Source organism: Hymenobacter sp. R533113, assembly GCF_056835965.1.
Map to the genome: position 1 here is coordinate 1,256,404 of NZ_JAKWBD010000013.1, position 19,490 is coordinate 1,275,893.

The 19,490-nt window shown below is 54.9% G+C and carries 18 protein-coding genes and 1 pseudogene; 9 read left to right on the forward strand and 10 right to left on the reverse strand.

Translation table 11 applies throughout. From position 1 onward, the window contains the following. Positions 1–78: 78 nt before the first annotated feature. Entirely contained in the window at positions 79–747 is a 669-nt protein-coding gene (locus MKZ35_RS14710; RefSeq protein WP_482513981.1) for a T-complex 10 C-terminal domain-containing protein, read from the reverse strand. 289 nt (positions 748–1,036) lie between these two features. Here MKZ35_RS14710 and MKZ35_RS14715 point away from each other — a divergent pair, with 289 nt between their 5' ends. The 4 genes from MKZ35_RS14715 (at position 1,037) to MKZ35_RS14730 (ending at position 4,515) form a co-directional block, all read left to right on the forward strand. Beyond that, positions 1,037–1,633: a pseudouridine synthase gene (locus MKZ35_RS14715; protein WP_482513982.1), complete on the forward strand. Its 597-nt coding sequence runs from the start codon at positions 1,037–1,039 to the stop codon at positions 1,631–1,633. Positions 1,634–1,824: 191 nt separating this feature from the next. Beyond that, entirely contained in the window at positions 1,825–2,283 is a 459-nt protein-coding gene (locus MKZ35_RS14720) for a cold-shock protein (protein WP_482513983.1), read from the forward strand. Positions 2,284–2,545: 262 nt separating this feature from the next. Continuing rightward, complete coding sequence (rlmF, locus tag MKZ35_RS14725; RefSeq protein ID WP_482513984.1) at positions 2,546–3,523, forward strand: 23S rRNA (adenine(1618)-N(6))-methyltransferase RlmF; 978 nt, start codon at positions 2,546–2,548, stop codon at positions 3,521–3,523. Between the two features lie 233 nt (positions 3,524–3,756). Further along, the gene (locus MKZ35_RS14730) at positions 3,757–4,515 is read left to right on the forward strand and encodes a hypothetical protein (RefSeq protein ID WP_482513985.1); all 759 of its coding nucleotides are present in this window, start codon (positions 3,757–3,759) and stop codon (positions 4,513–4,515) included. A 94-nt stretch (positions 4,516–4,609) separates the two neighbouring features. Here the strand turns inward: MKZ35_RS14730 and MKZ35_RS14735 are convergent, their stop codons facing one another. Further along, on the reverse strand, positions 4,610–5,854 hold the full coding sequence (locus MKZ35_RS14735) for a PQQ-dependent sugar dehydrogenase (RefSeq protein ID WP_482513986.1): 1,245 nt from the start codon (positions 5,852–5,854) through the stop codon (positions 4,610–4,612). 294 nt (positions 5,855–6,148) lie between these two features. Further along, entirely contained in the window at positions 6,149–7,279 is a 1,131-nt protein-coding gene (locus tag MKZ35_RS14740; protein WP_482513987.1) for a putative sensor domain DACNV-containing protein, read from the reverse strand. Positions 7,280–7,487: 208 nt separating this feature from the next. On the opposite strand from MKZ35_RS14740, the gene MKZ35_RS14745 reads away from it, so the two are divergent. Beyond that, positions 7,488–10,565 carry a type ISP restriction/modification enzyme gene (locus MKZ35_RS14745; RefSeq protein WP_482513988.1) on the forward strand — a complete coding sequence of 1,026 codons (3,078 nt, stop codon included), beginning with the start codon at positions 7,488–7,490 and terminating at the stop codon, positions 10,563–10,565. 98 nt (positions 10,566–10,663) lie between these two features. Here the strand turns inward: MKZ35_RS14745 and MKZ35_RS14750 are convergent, their stop codons facing one another. Beyond that, positions 10,664–11,002: a nucleotidyltransferase family protein gene (locus MKZ35_RS14750; RefSeq protein ID WP_482513989.1), complete on the reverse strand. Its 339-nt coding sequence runs from the start codon at positions 11,000–11,002 to the stop codon at positions 10,664–10,666. After that, positions 10,981–11,352, reverse strand: coding sequence for a HEPN domain-containing protein (locus tag MKZ35_RS14755; RefSeq protein WP_482514760.1), 372 nt, complete (start codon positions 11,350–11,352; stop codon positions 10,981–10,983). Before MKZ35_RS14755 ends, MKZ35_RS14750 begins: the two co-directional genes overlap by 22 nt. Positions 11,353–11,457: 105 nt before the next feature. Between MKZ35_RS14755 and MKZ35_RS14760 the strand changes: the two genes are divergently transcribed. Then, positions 11,458–12,225, forward strand: coding sequence for an IS5 family transposase (locus MKZ35_RS14760; RefSeq protein WP_482513990.1), 768 nt, complete (start codon positions 11,458–11,460; stop codon positions 12,223–12,225). 76 nt (positions 12,226–12,301) lie between these two features. Here the strand turns inward: MKZ35_RS14760 and MKZ35_RS14765 are convergent, their stop codons facing one another. After that, entirely contained in the window at positions 12,302–13,420 is a 1,119-nt protein-coding gene (locus tag MKZ35_RS14765) for a PD-(D/E)XK nuclease family protein (protein WP_482513991.1), read from the reverse strand. A gap of 86 nt (positions 13,421–13,506) precedes the next feature. Then, positions 13,507–14,913 (reverse strand): dihydrolipoyl dehydrogenase, encoded by a 1,407-nt coding sequence (gene lpdA / locus MKZ35_RS14770; protein WP_482513992.1) that lies wholly within the window; start codon positions 14,911–14,913, stop codon positions 13,507–13,509. 214 nt (positions 14,914–15,127) lie between these two features. On the opposite strand from lpdA, the gene MKZ35_RS14775 reads away from it, so the two are divergent. The 3 genes from MKZ35_RS14775 to MKZ35_RS14785 all read left to right on the forward strand — a co-directional run bounded on the left by MKZ35_RS14775 (position 15,128) and on the right by MKZ35_RS14785 (position 16,808). Further along, positions 15,128–15,742, forward strand: coding sequence for an EamA family transporter (locus tag MKZ35_RS14775; RefSeq protein ID WP_482513993.1), 615 nt, complete (start codon positions 15,128–15,130; stop codon positions 15,740–15,742). After that, positions 15,667–16,107: an EamA family transporter gene (locus MKZ35_RS14780; protein WP_482513994.1), complete on the forward strand. Its 441-nt coding sequence runs from the start codon at positions 15,667–15,669 to the stop codon at positions 16,105–16,107. The genes MKZ35_RS14775 and MKZ35_RS14780 overlap by 76 nt, the downstream gene beginning before the upstream one ends. A gap of 347 nt (positions 16,108–16,454) precedes the next feature. Beyond that, a complete protein-coding gene (locus tag MKZ35_RS14785; protein WP_482513995.1) occupies positions 16,455–16,808 on the forward strand; it encodes a group III truncated hemoglobin in 354 nt (117 codons plus the stop codon). Positions 16,809–16,910: 102 nt separating this feature from the next. Here MKZ35_RS14785 and odhB read toward each other — a convergent pair. From odhB to MKZ35_RS14800, 3 genes and pseudogenes are all read right to left on the reverse strand, one after another. After that, positions 16,911–18,709: pseudogene (gene odhB, locus MKZ35_RS14790) on the reverse strand (2-oxoglutarate dehydrogenase complex dihydrolipoyllysine-residue succinyltransferase). 39 nt (positions 18,710–18,748) lie between these two features. Next, the gene (locus MKZ35_RS14795) at positions 18,749–19,105 is read right to left on the reverse strand and encodes a HEPN domain-containing protein (RefSeq protein WP_482513996.1); all 357 of its coding nucleotides are present in this window, start codon (positions 19,103–19,105) and stop codon (positions 18,749–18,751) included. 31 nt (positions 19,106–19,136) lie between these two features. Then, positions 19,137–19,463 carry a nucleotidyltransferase domain-containing protein gene (locus MKZ35_RS14800; protein ID WP_482513997.1) on the reverse strand — a complete coding sequence of 109 codons (327 nt, stop codon included), beginning with the start codon at positions 19,461–19,463 and terminating at the stop codon, positions 19,137–19,139. Between the last annotated feature and the right edge of the window lie 27 nt (positions 19,464–19,490).

The following is a 19,490-nucleotide window of genomic DNA, read 5'->3' on the forward strand; positions in this document are numbered from 1 at the left end:
AGCGGGCCTTAAATAAAGGAGCCCGCACCAAGTATGGTGTGGGCTCCTTTATTTAAGTGCCAAAGCGAAGCTTAATCGCTAGTCTTTCACTTTGCGCTCACCATCATCAGCGTCGCGCTTCACTTTTGTGCCGTCGGGGTACTCGGTTTTGCGGTCGCCATCTTTGTCGATTTTCACCGTGCGGCCGTCGGCGTACACGATCTTCGTATCACCGTTTTTCTTCCGTTCGTACTTAACAGTGCCTGGCTCGCGACGGCGCGTCAGACGCGTGGCTACGGGCGCATCGGCTGAGGTGGGTATTACATTCTCATCCGCCTCAGCGGCATATTCCTCGCCCGTGTAATAGGTAGCGCGCTTTTCCTCGTAGGTGAGGTAGCGCTCATTGTCCTTCACAATGTCTTTGATTTCGGTGTCGGTGGTGCGGTCGATTTCACGCAGGGCCGTGGTGCGGCCGGTGGTGTCGGCGGCGTAGCGAGTGTCTACTTCGCCCAAGCGGGTGGCGCGGGTATCATACACGCGGCGCACCTGACGCACCTGGGCGGTATCGGTGATACCCAGATCGGTGGTGACGCGGGTGGCTACGCGGTTGCCTTGCTCACGGTAGAGCATCACCACGTCGTTATCAACTACTACGGCCGTATCGGCTGAGGGCGTGGTGGCCGCATCCACGGCGGCTTGTTTGTCGGGCGTGCAAGAGGCCACCGACAGGGCGGAGACGCAGGAAAGAAGAATCAGGGCAGATTTCATGGGCGCGGGAACAGAAATTAAAAAATAGGCATTAGCTAATACATTGCCATCGGCCGCTGTACGGTGACGGTTGAGCCGAGGTTGGGTCAGGTAAGCGAAGCGGCGCTATTTACGTTGGTCTTACCAAACGCTCAGTGCATACGCCACGGGAAGAGCTAGCTTGCGAATAATTTGCTTAATTCTTGATTAGTAATTAGATAACGCATCCCTTCTTATTGATCTTATTTCTTACCGAAACAATTGCAGTACCCGTCGCTTAAGCATCCAGTTAATTTAATTCGCATCGTACATGTCGCATCAACACTTTATAATTCACAAGCCGTATGGCTATTTAAGTCAATTCGTTTGTGAATTAAAAAAGAAGAAACTGCTCGGCGACTTACATGACTTTCCGGAAGGAACGATGGCCATCGGGCGCCTGGATGAAGAAAGTGAAGGGCTATTATTGCTGACCACCGACGGAAAAGTGAGCGAGCAGGTACGCAGTAAAAAAGTAGAGAAAGAATATTACGCCCAGGTCGACGGAATAATTACGGACGAAGCAATTGCGCAATTACAGCAAGGCGTCGAAATCGGTATTCGCGACGTAAAATACCAGACCTCGCCCTGCACCGCTTTTAAATTAGAGACGGCGCCGGAATTTGCCCCCCGCACCCGCAAAATCCGCGACGACCGCCACGGCCCTACCAGCTGGGTGTCCATTACCCTGACGGAAGGCAAGAACCGGCAGGTCCGTAAAATGACGGCGGCGGTGGGCTTTCCGACGCTGCGCCTGCTGCGCGTGCGGGTTGGCGCTATTCACCTGCACAATTTGCCCCCCGGCACCGTAGTAGCACTTGACAGTTTTTCTATCTCTCAGCAGCAGGAAGAAGTTGAATTGCTGTAACTTTGATGATTCCCTGCCCCGTTTCTTCTTCCCTCAGGCAGGCGCTCCCCGTGGTTCAGCTTTATACTAAGACGTTTATGCTTCGTGCTGAACTTTAGTTTTTCGCCATCTGTCTTAAGATGATGGCCTGCTTTGAGCTTCCGGCTCTGCCTGAAAAAACAGTTTGTATTACCTAAAATCAAAAAATAAAAATGGCTAGATCACAAGCAACGTTTGGTAAAAAAGAAAATGAGAAGAAACGATTAAAGAAGCGGACCGATAAGGCCGAGAAGAAGGAGGAGCGCCAAGCTAACGCGCAGAAGGGTCAGAGCTTAGAGGATATGCTGGCTTACGTTGACGAAAACGGCAACATTGTCGATTCTCCTCCGGATCCAAAAAAGAAGAAGGTTATTAATCAGGAGGACATCCAGATTACGACCATGAAGCAGGAAGACATGGAGCAGCCCGACGTAATTCGCAAGGGTATTGTTTCTTTCTTCAACGACTCGAAAGGCTACGGCTTTATCAAGGATCAGCAGACCCAGGAAAGCATTTTCGTGCACGCCAACGGGCTGATCAACCAGATCAAAGAAAACGACAAGGTGACGTTCGAAGTGGCCATGGGCCAGAAAGGACCAACCGCCGTTTCTGTTAAATTGGCCGAGGCTTAGCTTTTGATAAAACGATCTACGCCAGCGTCCTAACCTTCGGCATACAAGCGGCGGCAGCTCCTTCAGGGGCTGCCGCCGCTTTTGTTTTAGGGCCCAAGTGCATGGCGTGGTACTACGACTGAAGGAGTCGTAGTCCACGGCGGACCGCAGCGAAAAGCTTCCAGCGCAACTTCAAGAACGCCTGCCGCAACTCTGGTTAGATTTGAAAACGGTACGCCGGCTTTACAGGCGCTAAACGCCGCCTTCACTTACCCCTCGCATAATGTCCACCGAACCGCTCCAAGATGCTGCCGAAAAAGATTCGCTGCACCCCCGCAACCGCCACCGAGGCCGCTATGACTTTCCCCAGTTAACCAGTGTCTCGCCGGAGTTGGCCGCGTTTGTGGCCGTAAATAAGTACGATAACGCCAGTATTGACTTCGCCAACCCAGAGGCGGTAAAAGCGCTGAATCGGGCGCTGCTGAAGCAGTTTTATGGTATTCAGAACTGGGATATTCCGGCTGGCTACTTGTGCCCGCCCATCCCCGGCCGCGCTGACTACATTCACTACCTAGCCGATCTGCTCGCCTCCGTCAATGCCGACGTGATTCCACGGGGCAAAAGCATTCGGGTACTCGACGTGGGCGTGGGGGCCAACTGCATCTATCCTATCATCGGCCATAAGGAGTACGGCTGGCGCTTCGTGGGCACCGACGTAGACGTGGTAGCTCTGCGCATGGCCAAGCAGATTGTAGCCAGCAACAGCACTGTGGCCAGCAACGTGGATATACGCCGCCAACCTTCCTCCGTCCAGATTTTCAACGATATCGTCGAGCCCAAGGAGTTCTTCGACCTGACGATGTGCAATCCGCCGTTTCATGGCTCGCAAGCCGAAGCCGAAGCCAGCAGCCGGCGCAAGGAGCACAATCTGGACACCCAAAAAGCCCCCCAGACCCCGCCCACCCAGAACTTCGGCGGTCAGGCCACGGAGCTGTGGTACCCCGGCGGCGAGGCTACGTTTCTGTGGCGTATGGCCCAGGAGAGCACCCTCAGCAAGAGCAACATCTTCTGGTTTACGACGCTGGTATCGAAGAAGGAAACGTTGCCGGGCCTGTATAAGTCGCTGGAAAAGGTGGGGGCTGCGGAGGTGCGCACCATCAACATGGCGCAAGGCCAGAAAAGCAGCCGCATCGTAGCCTGGACGTTTCTGGACGCCGCCCAGCAGCAGGCGTGGCGGGAGAAGCGCTGGGGGGCGAAATAGAAAGGTCTTCCTGGGTGTGGGCTGATTCTCGCTTTTAGGGGGTTTGACGACGAATCGAGCATTGATTTGGCCAGATATGTGCACCAGTAGCGCCTAGATATTCTTGGATATAAACCCATCTTTTCTGGTCGCACCCTTACATGAAACGCGTTTTTACAGCCGCATACCTATGCTTATCGCTTACTGCTTGCGCTCCTTCAGTAGTTGTCAGCTCACTCCAAAGCGCCAGCCCATTGACCGCGAACGAGGTCTTTTTAGTTATCGAGGAGACAGAAAAATTAGATGACCAAGCCAAAGAGTTGGGCGACATCTACATTAAAGACGCAGGCCTGGCAGTAAACTGTACTTATGAAAAAGTAGTGGAGCTGGCCACGAAAGAGGCCAGGCAAATGGGCGCCAATGTGTTACAAATCTACGAGCACCAGCTGCCTGATATGCGGAGTACTTGCCACCGCATCAGGGCCAAGGCGCTCCGGGTAGCCGATGTGTCGCGGTACGAAAAAGAGATTGTGTGGCATCCGGCGCGCCGGCTGAAGCAGGCTGATTTTAAGGGCAGCACCGAGAGCCGCCCTTTCGAGGCCGCTACCAGCAGCAATATTCGATACAACTACATTGGCCGCGTATTTAAGGGTAACGTTCAGCTAACCGTCGAGACCTTTTTTAACTGCCGGGATTCTTATTTTAAAGGCACCCAAAATGTTGCGCACACCTTGGAGCACGAGCAAGGCCACTTTGATATAACCGAAATTCAAGCGCGCCGCTTCATTAAAGCCCTCAAAGAACAAGTAGCGGATACGAGAGAACTAGAAGCCAAACACGAAACCATTTATCGGCAAATCATCTCAGATGCCCAACTAATGCACGACAAATATGACAGCGAGATTTACCCCGACCACACTAAACAAGCCGCTTGGTCGCTAAAAATCGACCAAGAATTAACTGCCTTGCAACCCTTCGCTGATAAGCAGCTAACTGTTAAAATCAAATTATAGAATAAGGGTTAAACGAGAAGAGGCTGATGCTCCGGGAGCGTCCGCCTCTTCTCGTTTGTGCTACCAATTTGCCCCCCAGCAGCTAGTATACCGTCTATTTGCCAGCTTGGGGGGCAATTTTCCAAAGCTCGCCGTCGGCCTCATCCGTCACCACGTACAGGGCGCCATCTGGTCCCTGCCGCACGTCGCGGATGCGCTGCTTGCGGTCAGAAAGCAGACGCTCTTCGCCGGTCACGCGGCCATTATCCAGTTGCAGGCGCACCAATTCCCGGTCCTTGAGGGCACCCACAAACAGATTGCCGCGCCAGGCCGGAAAGGCATCGCCGGTGTAGAACTGGGCTCCGGAGGGCGCAATCACCGGGTCCCAGTAATACACGGGGTCCACGTAGCCCTGCTTGGTGGTAACAGAGTTGGGAACGGGCTCACCTGAGTATTCCTCGCCAAACGTCACCAGCGGCCAGCCATAATTTTTGCCCCCCTCAATCCGGTTCACTTCGTCGCCGCCCTGCGGACCCATATCTACTGTCCAAAGCTGCCCCTGCGCGTCGAACGCCGTAGCCTGCACGTTGCGGTGGCCCACCGTCCAGATTTCGGGTAGCGAGCCGGCTTGTTTGGCAAATGGGTTGTCCGGAGCCGGTTTGCCGTCGGGAGTGATGCGCAGCGTTTTGCCCATGTGGCTATCCATTTGCTGAGCCTGGGGCCTAATTTCTTTGTCGGACCGCTCGCCCAGGCTTACGTACAGCATACCATCGGGTCCAAACGCCAGGCGGGAGCCGTAGTGCAGGTTGCCGTCGTAGGCAGGCAGCGCCCGGAATATCACCCGCACCTGACTCAGGCTCCGACGGTCGGCGGACAGCACACCTTTGGCCACGCTGGTAGCGTTGCCCTTAGCGCCCCGCGGCTCAGAAAACGACCAGTAAATAATCTGGTCGGTGCCGAATGTTGGGCTCAACGCCACATCGAGCAGGCCGCCCTGCCCCTCAGCGTACACTGCGGGCAATCCCTTGATGGGCTCGCCCACCTGTCCCGTAGCCGACACGATGCGCAGCAGGCCGGGTCGCTCAGTTATCAGCAGGTCGCCGTTGGGCAGCGGCTCCACGGCCCAGGGGTGTTTGAGTTCTTTGGCCAGCACCACCACGTCGAAGGCCGCCGTGGAGCTGATGCTGCGGGCCCGGGTTTGCTCGGGGAAGGTGGGGCGCTGGTCGGGCACGTTGGCCTCGCGGGTTTCGAGCGGCGCGGGGCCTGTCTGGCTCGTGGCCTGCGCCGTGGCTTCCGTATCCTGGGTCTGCGTGCGCTGCTCCTGGCCAGATTGGTTGCAGCTGGCACTAAAGCCAGTCAAGAGAATCGCAGTAAATACAAGTTGGCGTCTATTCATTAGGCGTTGCTTTAGAAGTGTAAAAGCTGGTCTGAGCACGGACTGTAACTAGAAGCGCAACCGCTAGCTATATCGGCTTACGCAAAAACGAGCACAGGTTGCCTATAAACAGGCTGAGAGCTTGTTTGGCAATTGATAAGAATGGCATTTTGCGTCATGCGGAGGAATCGAAGCATCTCCACTGAGTAGTAATCCAACGAAGCAGCAGAGATGCTCCGATTCCTCCGCATGATAACATCGTTGCGGATTAGACAATTTCTATAGCAACAGCACATCAATGCGGTGGGCATGCACCATTTCCAGGGACGTTGACCAGGCGAAAACCGTAAAATAGCCATCCTGCGACGCCACGAGCGCCACGGCGTCGCGCTGGTCGTACACAAACTGCGCGGCGGCCAGGTGGCGCGTGCCGCCGTTCTGGGCCGGATGCATATACTTAGCCTCACTTTCTACGACGGGCTCAGTAAGCACCATTTTATCGACGGGCGCGCTGGATTTGGCGCGGGCTACCTTCGCCCCGAAGGCCAGCAGATGGTAGTCGCGGGTGATGATAGTGGCCCCATCGACGGCGGTAAAGCCCCCCACGATGCTAATGGCCCGTTGAATCTCTTCGCGCCACTCCCATTTGGCCTGCTCCTGCTGGCGCATTTCGGCAATACCGGTGTACACGGGCAGCACGGGATAGGTCATGGGATGTATAATCGACTCCTGCCACTTGCTCGACTCGGTGGGCACCACCAGCACCAGTCCGCCCCGACCGTGGGCGCGCATCACGGCGGCCAGCTCCACCAGCACGTTATCCAGCTCACCGGCAGCATCGGGCAGACCTGGGTCCGGCAGAAACTTCTGCAGCGCCGGACAGTCGTCGACGGCCATGTTTTCGGCATCGACGAGCTGAAGCTGCTCGCCGCGCAGGATGGCCACATTCACAAACTTGCCGAAGCCATCGGCACGGCGGTGCTTGGCCACCAGCAGGCCGGGCTCCACTACTTCCAGCACCAGGCACAGCGGCGGTGTGCCCGTGGCGGTGCCCCACACGTAGAGGCCCTCCGCATCGTGCCACACGCCCAGGTGAATGCCCGGCTGCTCCACGGCGGGCGCCAGCTTAAGCAGGTTATAAGGAATAAGTCGACGCTTGGTGAACTCCACCGCCTGGGTTGCCTGCGCGGGCTCCAGCAGGGCCAGCGAAATCCTGGGCGGGTGCCCTTCCTCCCGCCGCAGACTGGCCCAAAACGCCACGTCTATCATCACTTCCACCAGATGCGCCGGCGGCGGCGGCCCCAGATGAACTGCCTGCTCCGTGCTGGCGGCCGCCCGATGCCGGGCAAAGTGCGCTTCAATCATCGGGGCCACCACGCGGGCCGCCAGGTAGGTGGGTTCAGAAAGCATACAGGGCAGGTACAGGGCGTTGGAAGCAGGAAGCTACTATACGTGCGCCAACCAGTCAACGCTGGCGTGGCGGCGGCGGCGGTGACAGGCGGCGCTGGGGGGCTTTTTGGGTTTTATGGAGCAGCCGTTTGCCATGCGGCTTTCTTCCTTATTCTTCCGCTACATTTAACTTATTAATCCTTATTCTCAATTCCCCTATTCTGCCTTCATGTCGCGGCTGCTTATTCAGAACTATCAATCCGAAGTTGAAAAAATCATCCGCTTTGGCGGCTCGCGCAAGGAAACCTCTATTCGGGTCGCGTTTCAGAATCTGCTGAATGACTATTGCAAGCAGAAAGACTTTCTGCTGATTCCAGAGCTGGATTATAAGCTGCCCAACGGCAAAACGGTATTCCCCGACGGCACCGTGAAAGATGCCCTGCGCCTGGCCTGGGGCTACTGGGAAAGCAAGGACGAAGCCGACGACCTGGACGAGGAAATTGAGAAGAAATTCGCCAAAGGCTACCCCCAGGATAATATTCTGTTCGAGGACTCGCACCAGGCGGTGCTCATTCAGGCCGGGGCGGAAGTGCTGCGCGTGTCGCTGGCCGAGGCGGAAGCTACTGATCGGCTGCTCACGCAGTTTCTGAACTACGAGCGACCCGAGGTACGCACCTTCCGCGAGGCCATCCGCCACTTCCGCGACGATTTGCCAGTGGTAGTCGAAAGCCTGCGCGCGAGCATCGGCCAGTCGGAGAAGACGAATGCCGCGTTTCAAACGGCGCTGGCGGCATTTGTGGGGCTGGGACAAGCAAGCATCAATCCCGAGTTTGGGCCAACGGAGGCGCGGGAGATGATGATTCAGCACATTCTCACCGAGGACATCTTCAACCGGGTGTTCGATGAGACGCAGTTTCACCGCGAAAACAACATTGCCCGCGAGCTGGAAAAGGTTATTCATACCTTCTTCACCGGGGCCACGCGCCGCGACACGCTGGAGCGCATCCGGCCCTATTTTGAGGTGATAAATGCCCAGGCGGCCAGCATTGCCAGCCACAAGGAGAAGCAGAAGTTTCTGAAGGTGGTGTACGAGAACTTCTACCGCGCCTACAACCCCAAAGGAGCCGACAAGCTGGGCATCGTGTACACGCCCAACGAGGTGGTGCGCTTCATGATTGAGAGCACCGAATACCTGACCGAAAAGCACTTCGATAAGCTGCTGGGCGACAAAGGCGTGGAGATACTGGACCCGGCCACGGGCACCGGCACCTTCATCACGGAGCTGCTCGACTACCTGCCGCTTAAGACGCTGGCCCACAAGTACCAGCACGAGCTATACGCCAACGAAGTGGCCATTCTGCCCTACTACATTGCCAACCTCAACATTGAGTACACCTACAAGCAGCGTCTGGGCCAGTACGAGGAGTTCCATAATATCTGCTTCGTGGACACGCTGGATAACGTGGGCTTTCAGAAAACCCGGCGCGGGCAGCTCGGCCTGAGCTTCGGGCTGGGCCTGGAAAATGCCCAGCGCATCAAGCGGCAGAACGAGCGGGAGATTTCGGTGATTATCGGCAACCCGCCCTACAACGCCAACCAGCAAAGCGAGAACGACAACAACAAAAACCGCACCTACAAGGAAGTTGATAAGCGCATCAAGGACACGTACATAGCCCGCAGCACGGCCCAGAAAACCAAGCTCTACGATATGTACGCCCGCTTTTTCCGGTGGGCTTCGGACCGGCTGGCCGACAAGGGCGTACTCACCTTCATCACCAACAGCAGCTTCATTCACTCGCGCACTTTCGATGGTTTCCGCAAGGTGGTGGCCGACGAGTTTTCGGACATCTACCTCGTGGATTTGGGCGGCGACGTGCGCGCCAACCCCAAGCTCTCGGGTACCAAGCACAACGTGTTCGGCATTCAGACGGGCGTGGCGGTGGGCTTTTTTATCAAGCAGCCCAAGAAGAAAGGCCAGCAGGCCCGCATCTATTACCTCGGCCGCCCCGCCGACGAAACGGCCCCCGAAAAGCTCACGTTCCTGCACGAAACCAAATTCACCGACCTGGATTTCGACCGCATCCGGCCCGACGCGAAAGGCAACTGGCTCGGGCAAACGGATAATGACTGGGAGAGTTTGGTGCCGCTGGTTTCAAAGGAAACGAAAGCCGCCAAAACTCTGAGCGGAGAAAATGCTTTGTTCAAACTCTATTCACTGGGTGTAGTGACCAATCGAGATGAATGGGTGTATGACATGAACAAAGAAGCGTTAACTACTAAAGTTGGCTATTTGATTGACAAGTATAACATCGATTTAGAAACCGCAAAAAAGGCCAAAACACCCGCTGCAAAGGTTTCTTTTGATACAGGAATTAAATGGACGCGGGCAGTAAAAGCCGATTTAATTAAAGGCAAAAGCTATGTTTTAAACAAGGGCGCAATAATTGAAACCTTGTACCGGCCTTTCTTCAAGACGTTGCTTTACTTCAATAGTAGCTTAAATGAAATGCAGTATCAAATGCCCAGCGTATTTGGTGCCGATGGCAAGAAAGATAATTTGACGCTTAATTTCTCAACCACATCGGCGACTAAGCCTTTTCATGTGCTTGGCTCTAACAAAATGATTGACTTGCATTTTGTGGGCGATACGCAGGTTATACCGCTTCATTATTACAATAAAAATGGCGACAAACAATCCAACACCACCGCTTGGGGCTTAGCCCAATTTCGCACGCACTACGACGACGCAAGCATCAGTGGGGGGCAAATTTTCCACTACGCCTACGCCGTGCTGCACGACCCGCACTACCGCGCCGCCTACGCCCAAAACCTGAAACGCGACTTTCCGCGTCTGCCCTTTTATCCGGCTTTTCACACCTGGGCTGCTGCGGGCCAGGAGTTGTTAGAGCTGCATCTTAACTATGAGACAATATCAACTTTGGCCGGTTTAGAGACGTACACCCCCGCACCCCCGCACCCCCGCACCCCCGCAGAGCGCGTCGCCAAAACCCGCTTCAAAGCCGACCACGAAGCTGGTATTATCTACTACAACGACGAGCCTCTGCTCACCGGCATTCCGGCTTCGGCCTGGGAATACCGGCTCGGCAACCGCTCGGCCCTGGAGTGGGTGCTCGACCAGTACAAGGAGAAAACCCCGAAAGACCCCACCATTCGGGCCCAATTCAACACCTACCGCTTCGCTGACCACCGCGACGCGGTGGCGCTGTTGCTGGCGCAAGTCTGCACCGTGAGCGTCCGTACTCAGGAAATCGTGGCTGGGCTAGCGGCGCAATCGCCGCTAAAGTGAGTTAAGGCAGAGAGGCGAAACACGAAATAGAAACCATCCGTCAAACGAAGATTTCAAATTCTGTTTTTACTCTGGCTGCGTAGTATAGTAAGACTTACCTAGTTCTCGGCAGTGGCAGGCTCCCACTCGCCGATGACGATGCCGGTGCGCTTGATTTCCTTCACAAAGGGGTTCCAGTCGGTAAACTGCTCGGGGGAGAACGTGTGGGGCTCAATGTCAACGTGTTTAACCACCGTACGCACGAAAGGCTTGATATCAATGAAACTGGCCCCGGTGAACCCATCGGCAACGAGTGCCACGTCAATATCTGACCATTCATGCTGCTCATTGCGGGCAAAAGAGCCGAAGAGTATAACCTGCCGCAAGGGGACATGTTGCTGGCGCAACTCCTCGGCAAAACGGCGAACCTGGGCTATTACAGACTGTTGAGTAACCATTGGCGAAGCTGGTCGGTGTCGTCTAACAACGCACGGGTAAAAGATTCCGTTGCTCGCTGGTAGGCGGCGCGCTGGTAATCCTGGTAACGCCCATCCATTTGGAAGCTATTTAGCTCAGCCGCCGTGTTTTCATAAGCAACTGCTGGCGCCAACCGGGTTTCCTGCCACAAGCGGAGGATATTGTGAGTGCGCGGCGGAATATCGGTCGCATTATCCTTCACCCAATGCGCCTTGCTCAGCTTTTCGATAGTAAGGTGGGCAAAAAACAGACAAAAAACGTAATCCCTGGTGGTGAAGAGGTTTTGTACTACCTTCCAATCTCGGGCAGCAAGATCAGTCCAATACTCAATATGTTGCTACTTGGTCATGGCTCTAAGAGCCTGTTAAAGAATGTAAGTAGCTGAGAGACAAAAAGAAACCAGCCAGGTTATTCCCTTTTCCTCATCCGACCAAAGATGTACGAAACGGACCTGACTGATTTCCAATGGCAAGTTATGGCCGAAAAGTTGCCCGTCAAACGTCGTCGCAAGTATCCGATCCGACTCATTGTCAATGCCTTGCTCTACCTGACCAAGAGTGGATGCCAATGGCGGCTATTGCCGAATGACTTTCCGCCCTACCCGATCTGCTTTTACTACTTCCGGCGCTGGCAGAAGACGGGGCAGTGGGCAAGACTGAATAAAATGCTAGTCGAGCAAGAGCGGAAGCAGTCTGCCCCTTCGCGCCAGGCCAGCCCGAGCGTGGCCATTGTGGACGCGCAATCCATCAAATCCAGCGAACGAGGTGTGCCGGATAAAGGCTTCGATGGCTACAAAAAGGGACAAGGTCGCAAGCGGCAACTCGTCGTCGATACGGGCGGGCGGCTGCTGGCTGTACACGTGGGTCCGGCGCAGGAAAATGACCGGATCGGCGGCCAGCAGGCGTTGCAAAAACTAGCTTTACTGGGCTACAACCGGCTTTGTCTCATCCTCACGGATGCCGGCTATGCCAGCCAGGCACTGGGCCAATGGGTGCAGCAAGTCTGCGGCTGGCGACTGGCTACGGCTCCCGGACTCTGTGGCCACGGCGGCTTCAGGCCTGCGCCCGTTCGCTGGGTCGTCGAGCGCTCCATCAGGTGGCTGCACTGGGACCGACGCTTAAGCCGAGACTACGAATGCGAGACCAGCAGCGCCGAAGCCACCTTGTATTTGTCCAGTATTCGGCACCTCATTCGTAAATTTTAACAGGCTCTAAGCTACAAAAAAGCGGCGGAAGCCGGGATACTTTGGTTGCTTTGAGTATAGGGTATGCTGTAAAATACTAGATATCCTCTTTAGCTGTCAAGTTGCCTAAAATTTTATCGGCAACCTTTGCCCAGTCTTTTTCTATTGCATTGTAAAGTATATCTGCGAATTTTAATAATTTACTATCTGAACCATTGTCACTTTCAATGTGATAAACCTTTTCAAATAAACACAACCAGTTTTCATGAGGCTTCATTCGGGGTTGAAGCCCTTCTAATACTGCCTGCTCCTTATTTTTTTCGTAGGCCTCATATAATTTCGTGGTTTCACCTGTAGAACAAAGGCGAATCATAAAGCTTCTTTTTGTAAATAAATGTCCCATCCAGATTTCATAGCTAAGGCGAATTCCTTGTTTGTTATACAAATCAATATATCTATAGCTTCCCGACCCAGTGCTGCGAGATGGCATTTGTAGCATTTGTGCCACTTGATCTATTTCATGAATTTTAAAATCATCAGCTTGCCGCTGAATTTTCATAAGTTGAGCAAATTTCTCTCTATTATCAATAAAAAACTTAACTGCGGCAAGAGTTTCTGGATTTTGCATAGGGTATAAAGATTTTATGTTTTCTATGAGATCGTACAAATAAACCAAGAATTTTGGTGAGGCTGAAGCAAAATATGAAGGCATCATGTTCTCTATATGATGCATGAACTCTATATGTGTAATATTTAAGAAACCATTGTGCTTCGATTTTATTTTATGTACAGAAATTACAATACCCATTTTCTTCGGTGTTGATACCGACAACCAATAATCCTCGAAAGGATTATGTCTATCATGATGATATATTTTGTTTTCTATGATCAGTGATGTATCACCTGCACGTATTAGAATATCGATTCTATTTCCCTTATTAGTTGTTACTTCTCTTTTTACAGAAATACTTTTAAAACTTAAATCTGCATAGGCAATATTGGATTTAACAGCATTCAATAGAGCTTTTAAGAACAGTGTTTCAAGCCCATGCTCTTCATTTGGCCGTAAGAAGAAAGCGTAAATGTTGCTTATAACATTTTCATAGTGAGGCATTTCTGCTATCTGCAGAAAAGTAGATGACTTAACTTTGGGTTGGGGTAAATTTCCGTTTAAGAACTTATCTAGCTCTTGTAGACTTGCGTCGTCTTTTTTCATATAAATAAGAAGAACAGGTTTGATAAGCCAAGAGGCTGAAGCTCCAATAGCTCCAGCCTCTTTTTATTTCACCAACCAGTGCAAAATCACATATGAATCGCCCGGTTCTCGGTGGCGGCTAAACATGCTTCCTTCATGGCCTCGGCGTAGGTGGGGTGCGAATGGCTCATGCGGGCTACGTCCTCGGCGGAGGCGCGGAACTCCATGGCCGTCACGGCTTCGGCAATCAGGTCGGCGATGCGCGGGCCGATCATGTGCACACCCAGGATTTCGTCGGTGGTTTTGTCGGCCAGCACTTTTACAAAGCCGTCGGTGTCGCCGCTGGCGCGGGCGCGGCCGCTGGCTTTGAAGGGGAACGAACCTATTTTGTACTCCTTGCCCATCTCCTTTAGCTGCTCTTCGGTATAGCCTACGCCGGCCACTTCGGGCCAGGTATACACCACGCCGGGGATGAGCAGGTAGTTGATGTGCGGCTTCTGGCCCACGATGGTTTCGGCTACAAATACGCCTTCTTCCTCGGCTTTGTGCGCCAACATTGCCCCCCGCACCACGTCGCCGATGGCGTAGATGCCGGGTACGTTGGTTTGCAGGTGCTCATCGACCTTGATGCGGCCGCGCTCTTCCAGCTCGATGCCGGCCGCTTCCAGGTTCAGGCCCTGGGTGTAGGCCGAGCGGCCCACGGCCACGAGGCAGTAGTCACCCTCAAACTTCACTTCCTCGCCCTTGGAGTTGGTAGCAGTGACGGTCACGGTGTCGCCCTCGCGGGTGGCGCCGGTTACTTTGTGGGAGAAAAAGAACTCGATGCCGATTTTGCCCAGCACGCGCTTCAGCTCCTTGCCCAGGGCGCGGTCCATGGTCGGGATGATGGTGTCCATGAACTCCACCACCGACACCTTGGCGCCGAGACGGGCGTACACGGAAGCCATTTCGAGGCCGATAACGCCGCCGCCAATCACCACCATGTGCTTGGGCACCTCCCGGATGTTCAGGGCTTCGGTGCTGGTGATGATGCGCTGCTTGTCCTGCTGAATAAAAGGCAGCACGGTCGGCTTGGAGCCCGTCGCGATGATGACGTTTTTGGTCTCAATCTGCTGCTCTTCGCCCTCGCCGGTGGGCGTTATCTTGATATGCGTCTTGTCAACGAAGGAGCCCAGGCCCTGAATCACGTCGATCTTGTTTTTCTTCATCAGGTACTGAATGCCGTCCACGTTGGCTTTCACCACGCCGTTTTTGCGGTCAATCATCTGATTCATATTCACCTGCAAATCACTCAGCTCAATGCCGTGCTCCTTGAAGGTGGTGTGGGCGTTGTGGTAGTGCTCGGTGCTGTCGAGCAGGGCCTTGCTGGGAATGCAGCCCACGTTGAGGCAGGTGCCGCCCAGGGTGGGGTACTTCTCGATGATGGCGGTTTTGAGGCCAAGTTGGGCGCAGCGGATGGCCGCCACGTAGCCACCGGGCCCGGAGCCGATGACAGTTACGTCGTATTGATTCATGCTAAGAGTGAGTTCATTCAGTGTAAATCAGCAGGGCGAAGGTCGGCAAAAATGCCGGGTACCGAAAGCCGCCGCCCGGATTTGCCCCCCAGGCAGCGCAGCAAGTAGTGAGGGCCGCCGGAAGCCCAGAATCACTGCTTTGCTTAGCTCCGCAAGATTCGGGTGAACGAGCGGCGGGCTTTGCCGTAGGTTTGCAGTTGTAAAACCGCCAAAAATGCCCCCCAGCACTACTACTTCAGCTCCCGTAACCGCAGCCGCGCCTTCCAAAGCCGCTATTCTTCTCGCCTTTGCCGCCGTGTACATCATCTGGGGCTCTACCTACCTGGGTATCCGCTTCGCCATCGACTCTATGCCGCCCCTGCTCATGGCCGGCACCCGCTACACGCTGGCGGGGGTGCTGCTCTATAGCTTCATGCGGTTGCGCGGGGCCCCGCGCCCGACGGCCCAGGGCTGGCTTACGGCTGTTATTATCGGAATCTGTCTGCTGGGCTTCGGCAATGGCGGCGTGACCTTGGGCGAGCAATATATTCCGACGGGTATGGCCTCGCTGCTGGTGGCTACGGTGCCCATGTTTCTGGCGGTGCTGGGCTGGCTGAGCGGGGTGTCGCAGCGGCCTACGGCGCTGGTGGCGCTGGGCCTGGCTATCGGGCTGGGGGGCGTTTATCTGCTGGCCAGCCATCCGGGGGCGTCGCACGTGGCGCTGCCGGGCCGGCAGGGCATTGGTATTACTATGGTGCTTACAGCGGCATTATTATGGTCTATTGGGTCATTGTATTCCAAGAAGAAGCAGGCCGCGCCCTCCCCTTCGTGGCCGGTGGCATGCAGATGATTTGCGGGGGAATGGTTATGCTGCTGGTTGGGCTGATTCGGGGGGAAGCCAACGGGTTTGAGCTGGCCCAGGTGACGACCAAATCGTGGTGGGCGTACGCTTATCTGGTCACGTTTGGCTCTATTGTAGGCTTCACGGCCTACATCTGGCTATTGCGGGCCGTAGAGCCGGCACTGGCCGGTACGTATGCCTTCGTGAACCCCGTGGTGGCGGTGCTGCTGGGCTGGGCCTTTGCGGGCGAAACACTTAATATCAATATGATAGGCGGCGCGGCGTTAATTGTCATTGCTGTAATGCTTGTAGTATTGGGCGGGCGCAAGCCCGAGCCCCAAACGCCTACAACGGAAACAGTAATCGAGCGGTGAGTGGTGCCACGACGAAAAAAGTCGTAGGCACCACTCACCGCTGCTGATGCCTACGAAAAAGCCCCCAGAGTACTGTTCAACGATAGTGGTACTTCGACAGAAAAAGTCGAAGTACCAGACCCGAAGAAACTATGCTTGAAAAGCAAAAATTTATTTCTGATTAAAGTAGGCCTTTCAGAAGATGAAACGCTGATTTATAACTCAACGCTATAATTTATCTCACATTAAATTGAATTAACATGATAAGATTTTGTATGTTTACTTTGGGCACCCGTCACGCTTAAAGTAGCGAGGCAACGGTGTCGGAGTCTTGACGTATGTATCACACCACTGCTAACTAGCTACTTATGCCAACAGCTCTTCCCGATATCCGTACCGAGAGCGACATCAAGGTTTTGGTAGACTGCTTCTGCCAAAAGGTTAACCAGGACGCTTTGCTTTCGCCCATCTTCAGCGCAGTGGCCGCCGTGCATTGGCCCAACCACCTTACCTCGCTCTACAACTACTGGAGCAGCACCCTGTTTGGGCGAGTCCACGGTGATGGGCAGCCGATTCCGCAGCAGCTGGCCATGCCCGCCCGCGGCCCCTACCAGCGCCAGTGGATTGGTTTGTTCAGCAAAGCCGTGGAGGAGAATTTTGCCGGGGATAAGGCGGAAGAAGCCAAAGTAAAAGCCCAAGCCATTGCCATCAGCGCCGAGTAGATTTCCGCCCCTTTCCTACAGCCAAATCAGCGTACGCTTATCATACAAAAAGCCCCCCAGCAGTGAAGCTGGGGGGCTTTTTCGCTTTACTACTACAACTAACTAGACGCCGAGCAGCAAACGGGTTGGGTCTTCCAGCAGCTCCTTCACGCGCACCAGGAACGACACCGACTCGCGGCCGTCAATGATACGGTGGTCGTAGCTCAGGGCCAAGTACATCATGGGGCGAATCACCACCTGTCCGTTCACGGCGATGGGGCGCGGCACAATGTTGTGCATGCCCAGAATAGCCGACTGGGGGGCATTTATAATGGGCGTACTCATCATGGAGCCGAACACGCCGCCGTTGGTGATGGTGAACGTACCACCCGTCATTTCCTCGATGGTAAGCTTGTTGTCGCGGGCCTTTACAGCTAAGCGCACTACTTCCTTCTCGATGCCTTCAAAAGACAGTTTCTCGGCATTGCGAATCACCGGTACCACCAAGCCTTTCGGGGCTGATACCGCGATGCTTACGTCGCAGAAGTCGTTGAACAGGATGTCGGTGCCATCGATCTGGGCGTTTACCGTGGGAAACTCCTGCAGGGCTACGCAGCAGGCTTTGGTGAAGAAGGACATAAAGCCCAGGCCGACTTGGTGCTTCTCCTTGAACTTGTCTTTGTACTTGGTGCGCAAGTCCATGATGGGCTGCATGTCCACCTCGTTGAAGGTGGTGAGCATGGCCGTCTCGTTTTTCACGGCTACCAAGCGGCGAGCCACAGTCTTACGCAGATTGCTCATGCGCTCGCGGCGCTGGTTCCGCTCACCGGCGGGCTGGGCAGGCGCAGCGGGCTGACTGCTGGCGGCTGGTGCAGCAACGGGTGCCTGCGGCGCGGGAGCGGCCGGCTTAGCCTGAGCGTTTTGGGCGTCCTCTTTCGTAATGCGACCGTCGCGGCCGGTGCCTTGTACATCGGTGGCAGCAATGCCTTTTTCGCCGAGGATTTTGCCAGCAGCCGGCGAAGGTGTGCCGGTAGCGTAGGTAGCGCTGCCCGATGCGGCCGCGGCGGGCTGAGCCGGAGCCGATTTTGTTTCCTGAGCGGCGGGTGCGGCGGCCGGAGCGGCTCCTGCGCCCGCGCCGCTGCCACCTTCAATACGAGCAATAACGGTTCCGATAGCAATGGTTTGGCCTTCTTGCGCCGCGTGGCGCAGCGTGCCAGCCGCTTCGGCGGGCAGCTCAAAGGTCGCCTTGTCCGATTCAAGCTCCGCAATTACCTCGTCGCGCTCCACCTGAGCGCCGTCGGCTTTCAGCCATTTGGCCACGGTTACCTCCGTAATGGATTCGCCTACGGCCGGAATCTTCATTTCTTTCACTTCGCCACCGCCTGTAGAGCCGCCCGCAGTTGGGGCACTACCGCCCGTAGCGGGTGCAGTCGGCTTATCGGCCGAGCCAGCAGTGGAGCCGCCATAGCCCGATTGGTCGCTGGCCTGGGGGTTCTGCTCGCCCTGGGTAATGGGGTCAGCTGCGTTGTTGGTTTTGCCCCCGAACTGCCAGTCCCACTGCTGCCGGCATTATTCTGGGTGCTCGATTGGGCTGGGTCGCCGGAATCCGTTTTGGCGTCGGCTAGTGTCGCGGTAGCAGGTGCCGCGCCGCTGGCTGGAGCCGCCGGTGCCGCCGCCGCGTCGCCGTCGCCACCGCCAATGCTGGCAATGACGGTACCGATACCGATGGTTTCCCCTTCGGCTACCTGGATTTGCAGGGTGCCATCGGCCTCAGCAGGCAGCTCAAACGTGGCCTTATCCGATTCCAGCTCGGCAATAACTTCGTCGCGCTTCACGGCGTCACCGTCTTTCTTGAGCCATTTGGCAATGGTCACTTCGGTGATAGATTCGCCGACGGCGGGGATTTTAATTTCCAGACCCATAGGTGGAACGGTTGAAGGGTTTTGGGGTAGTAGGTATACTTAAGAAAGCTCAGCTTCTATAATTGACCGAAGCTTATTACGAAAATGCTGAGCCGCTGCCAATAATTCAGCTACCGGTGGCTCATCTTCTCCGCCAGGATAGCGGATTGCTACCCCAAACGGCGTCAGCAGCTTAGCCATGTTTATTTCATCATTTGAAAATGACTCTGTACTGTTGAGGCAGGTTATTAGGCGTAACAAATCATGGGTGCGTGGCGGGTCTTCGCCCGTAACGGCCAAGCGAGCCTTCAGGTATTTATCGGCAGCTTGCTGGCAATGAAAGGCTACGGCATCATAATCCTCCGGGGCGTCCGCCAGTTTGTAAGCAACGCGCAAATCTCCATCTGCTTTACGCAACCATTGCCGTAGCAGGTCTTTTTCCAGGGGGCTAAGCGGCTGCATACAATTGCCGCCCGTTACGTAAGGCTTTGTGTTCCACAATAAAACGAATCTGACGAGCCCTTTCTTCTTCCTTAGCGTTTAGCACCAATATATCCATAGCAGGTGCATCAGGCACATTGTGAGCTAATCCACTGATTTCTACAATTCGCTCCCACTTTTTCCGCTCATCGCTGGCTTTAATAACCAGCAAATCCAAGTCACTGTCTTCCGTAGGCGTGCCATAAGCATACGAGCCAAACAGGATAATCCTGTCAGGTTGGTAGCCTTCTACTATACGGCGTACAATGGCTTGAATTTGCTCTTCGGTTATCATGCTCAAAGAAAAATGCCCCCCAAGCGC

Coding starts and splice junctions, on each gene's coding strand:
- MKZ35_RS14740 (WP_482513987.1), bottom strand. CDS start 7,279: ATGCTTTCTGAACCCACCTACCTGGCGGCCCGCGTGGTGGCCCCGATG.
- MKZ35_RS14775 (WP_482513993.1), top strand. CDS start 15,128: ATGCCCCCCAGCACTACTACTTCAGCTCCCGTAACCGCAGCCGCGCCT.
- MKZ35_RS14750 (WP_482513989.1), bottom strand. CDS start 11,002: ATGGTTACTCAACAGTCTGTAATAGCCCAGGTTCGCCGTTTTGCCGAG.
- MKZ35_RS14785 (WP_482513995.1), top strand. CDS start 16,455: ATGCCAACAGCTCTTCCCGATATCCGTACCGAGAGCGACATCAAGGTT.
- MKZ35_RS14760 (WP_482513990.1), top strand. CDS start 11,458: ATGTACGAAACGGACCTGACTGATTTCCAATGGCAAGTTATGGCCGAA.
- MKZ35_RS14780 (WP_482513994.1), top strand. CDS start 15,667: ATGGTCTATTGGGTCATTGTATTCCAAGAAGAAGCAGGCCGCGCCCTC.
- lpdA (WP_482513992.1), bottom strand. CDS start 14,913: ATGAATCAATACGACGTAACTGTCATCGGCTCCGGGCCCGGTGGCTAC.
- MKZ35_RS14745 (WP_482513988.1), top strand. CDS start 7,488: ATGTCGCGGCTGCTTATTCAGAACTATCAATCCGAAGTTGAAAAAATC.
- MKZ35_RS14715 (WP_482513982.1), top strand. CDS start 1,037: ATGTCGCATCAACACTTTATAATTCACAAGCCGTATGGCTATTTAAGT.
- rlmF (WP_482513984.1), top strand. CDS start 2,546: ATGTCCACCGAACCGCTCCAAGATGCTGCCGAAAAAGATTCGCTGCAC.
- MKZ35_RS14800 (WP_482513997.1), bottom strand. CDS start 19,463: ATGATAACCGAAGAGCAAATTCAAGCCATTGTACGCCGTATAGTAGAA.
- MKZ35_RS14710 (WP_482513981.1), bottom strand. CDS start 747: ATGAAATCTGCCCTGATTCTTCTTTCCTGCGTCTCCGCCCTGTCGGTG.
- MKZ35_RS14765 (WP_482513991.1), bottom strand. CDS start 13,420: ATGAAAAAAGACGACGCAAGTCTACAAGAGCTAGATAAGTTCTTAAAC.
- MKZ35_RS14720 (WP_482513983.1), top strand. CDS start 1,825: ATGGCTAGATCACAAGCAACGTTTGGTAAAAAAGAAAATGAGAAGAAA.